This window comes from Streptohalobacillus salinus (assembly GCF_003201605.1).
In the GTDB taxonomy this organism is placed as follows: Bacteria; Bacillota; Bacilli; order Bacillales; family Amphibacillaceae; genus Streptohalobacillus; species Streptohalobacillus salinus.
Genome location: NZ_QJJR01000028.1, coordinates 1 through 3,323, shown reverse-complemented (window position 1 = coordinate 3,323; position 3,323 = coordinate 1). Strand labels below are relative to the sequence as shown.

Below are 3,323 nucleotides of genomic sequence, written 5' to 3'. Positions count from 1 at the left end.
TTAAGTGGTAAGTAGCTTGGCAAACAGTGGTACAATTGTTGGCAATCACTGGACATAAACTTGGCAAGCCTGGTAAATATCATTGGCAATAGTCACTCTTATATTTTAAACTAGTATTAACTTGATAGATAGACATATTTGTATAAAGATTCCAAATTCATTAAAATAAAACTCTAATATTAATGTAATATTGCGTATTTTGTCGAAATCCGCTTATAATTACATCGGATGTAATATTTTAAGCTGAATTGCTACAAATTTCTGATTTATAATTCATAAATAAAGATGCAGGTTTCAGTATGCCGATTAGGGACGACCATTGGTTATACCCTTATATGCGTGATGGTGATGGGATGGTAGGTGAGTGAGACACTAATACTATAACAATTTGCCATTCTTGAGATGATCATGTAAAACGTTATTCTGCTTAAAAGGGCTAAAATTTTTGGTATTAAAGGATTTAAAGAAAAGACGGGGTATCTATACATCAGGAAACTCACAAAAGATATGATTGAAAAGAAGTGAACCCCCACCCGTGACCGCAAAAAAAACATAGGGTAGGGGTTCTTCTTTGTTTTACTATGTTTTAGCTAGGTAATCCAGAGGGGTTCTCCACCTAAACTCCTTACCGTGCTAACCGAGAAAGTTTCCAGCATTCTTGGTTATTTTATGTTTTCTTATAAAGATTATAACTTTTTTTAGAAAAATAGTCGATATCATCAAACCACTAATAAACCTTCTCTGTTAATAATATACCCAAAATCTTTTTGCTAATATGATTCCTTGGTCTGGGTGTTAATAATAGTGATTTTAATGAAATAATTTCACACTGTTTTTCTCCATCAGTACCAGAATAATTATATATTGTAACTACACAAATCAGGAAACAAATTAAGATCGATTCTTTTTGTAAGTGAATTTTGATTACTTATATTAATTTAATAAGAACGTTAATTTTTCAAATGGGTTTTAGTCATTTATTGAAAATGCAATGTATTTAATGGGAATTAGAAGTAAAAAAGTGGATAAGTGTAATAGTTTCAGCTACGGTTTCTCACCGACTCAAATATACTCTTTCCCAATCCTTACTTTTCTGTTATTATTTCAATTTCATTTGCTAATTTGCTTATTTCTACATCGATATCACTAATCTTTCCTGTCCTTCGTTGTGTTGCCAAATACTTACGGATTTTATTAAGTAAATTCGCTTTGCTTACGTCCTCACCGATTGCCTTTGGTCTGTTTAACTGTTTTACCATGTACTCAGCTTCATCTGCAAATTCGTCAGCGCCGTACCTTCGATATGCCTCGATTCCCTTATTAACTGCATTAGCTAATATTGCAGCATCGTAAAAGTCCACTTTAATTTCTATCGCTTTACCATTGTTTGTTACGTCCATTTCCAACCTCTCCTTTGACCAAGACATTTAAATATTAATTTTATTTTTTGGTGATTTTTTCAGGATGCTCATGTTTTGCTCATGTTTATGTTTGAAATCAGCAATTTGTAATTAACTCATAAAAATAGAAACATTGAGTTTATAGGCTTTTTAGAACTTATTTCTATCTATTAACGTTCTTAATACACGGGCGGCATGATGTAATATAGGTTATTAAACCTTATTATATCAACGTTTAAAACGCATGCAACTAATTTTAGTGCCCGAAAAAAAGACCGATATTAGATGTTGAGATTTTGGGAAGAGTTCTTCCATTAAGTTAAGGTTCTTTGTCAAATGACGTTGGTGAAGAATATTTAGCGATGAATTATATGATCACGCTCCCTAGTAGTTAAGCTGCTGTGGAGCGTGTTTTATTTTCAGTTGTTTTTTCTACTGACTTTAAGTTGAAATGTAAGATGATTCTATTCTTATAATGCGTAAAGTTTCTATAACCATAGGCGACACGATTAAGTACTTTAATCTTATTGTTAATCCCTTCAATACGGCCGTTGTTGTACGGGTAGGTAAAGCTGTTTTGTGTATAAGGTAAATGCTTTCTAAGTGTCTTGAGACTCGTTCGTAAATAAGTGGTTGTTTCGTTCGGGCATCTCTGGTTTAGAATGTTTTCCAATGCCTTGTAATCATGCTGATCCATTGCTCTAAGAAGACGTTGATAGAGGTTATAGTTGATCGCTAACGCTTCATCATAAGCGATCATCTCTTGTACAATCGCAGATTCTAAACGTTGTCCAAATAAGCGATACTGTTTGTATACTGTAGACGATAGCTCTGCTTCTTTTTTAAGAAGTAACTTTCAATAAGCCTTTAAACGACGGTATTTCTTCAGATCTTCTCCATTAGATGTGTGAAATTGATTCATAATTTTTACACGTGCTTTATTCATCGATCGATTAATTAATTGAACCAGATGAAAGCGATCGATAATTATCTTTGCCTTAGGAAATAGTTCTTTTATTAAGCTGACATAGCCTGCATTCATATCGATTGTAATGGTTTCAACACGCTTTCGAGCTGCTAGACTATAGTGTGTAATGAAATGATTTGTAATTGTACGACGATCACGTCCTTCTAAGATATCTAGAATCGCTCCTGTTTCAGCATTAATATATTCAAAAGCCATCTTTCCTTTTACATACTTAAATTCATCGAAAGATAGGTGCTTAGGGAGTGACTGGAAATACGTTTTGTATCGCTTTGCTTCCTCATTAATGACGCGCTGTACTGTCGCATGAGAAACACGACAATCTTTCGAAATGTTCGTGATCGATTGTGCCTCTGCGGCTTTAATAAGCACCTGTGCTTTACTGGTATAAGCGATGAAACAATGGGCTTTCACCATAGGCGCTTTGGCAGTAAAACTTGATCCGCATCCCTTACACATAAAGCGTTGTTTCTTTAACCGCAAGTAAGTTGGATGCGTGCCTATCATAGGGATAGTGATCCGCGATGTTTGTTTCCCGTTTTTATAGATGAAGACGTCTTCTTTCTTCTTACCACATTTTGGACAATGTGATGGATCATAGGTTAAGTCTGCTTGTACGAATTTACATGTCTGTCCTTTGTGTTTTTCAAAATGGACGCAATTTTCCTCGAAAATAATGTTTTTATCTTGAATATCTAGTAGTTTTCTTATATCATGTGACATAGACAAGTGAGCTCCCCTTCTTGGAATTTGGTTTTTGTCGACTACTATTCTACAGGGAAACTCACTTGTTTTCTATTTATATAGAAAAATAACGCTAGCGAGTTTTCACTCACCAACGTCATTTCCTACGTGTAGTCAAGTGATATTTATAAAAAATAACCAGTATTTAATTATTATTCGTCTGAGATTTGAGAAGATTATGGTTTATAAGCATT

Annotated in this window: 1 protein-coding gene and 2 pseudogenes; 1 reads left to right on the top strand and 2 read right to left on the bottom strand. The window is 34.0% G+C overall.

From position 1 onward, the window contains the following. Positions 1-281: 281 nt before the first annotated feature. Positions 282-368, top strand: a pseudogene (locus DES38_RS12255) (DNA/RNA non-specific endonuclease); the annotation flags it as partial. Between the two features lie 717 nt (positions 369-1,085). Here the strand turns inward: DES38_RS12255 and DES38_RS11835 are convergent. Next, on the bottom strand, positions 1,086-1,400 hold the full coding sequence (locus tag DES38_RS11835) for a hypothetical protein (protein ID WP_110252285.1): 315 nt from the start codon (positions 1,398-1,400) through the stop codon (positions 1,086-1,088). A 391-nt stretch (positions 1,401-1,791) separates the two neighbouring features. After that, positions 1,792-3,108: pseudogene (locus tag DES38_RS11830) on the bottom strand (ISL3 family transposase). Positions 3,109-3,323: the final 215 nt, after the last annotated feature.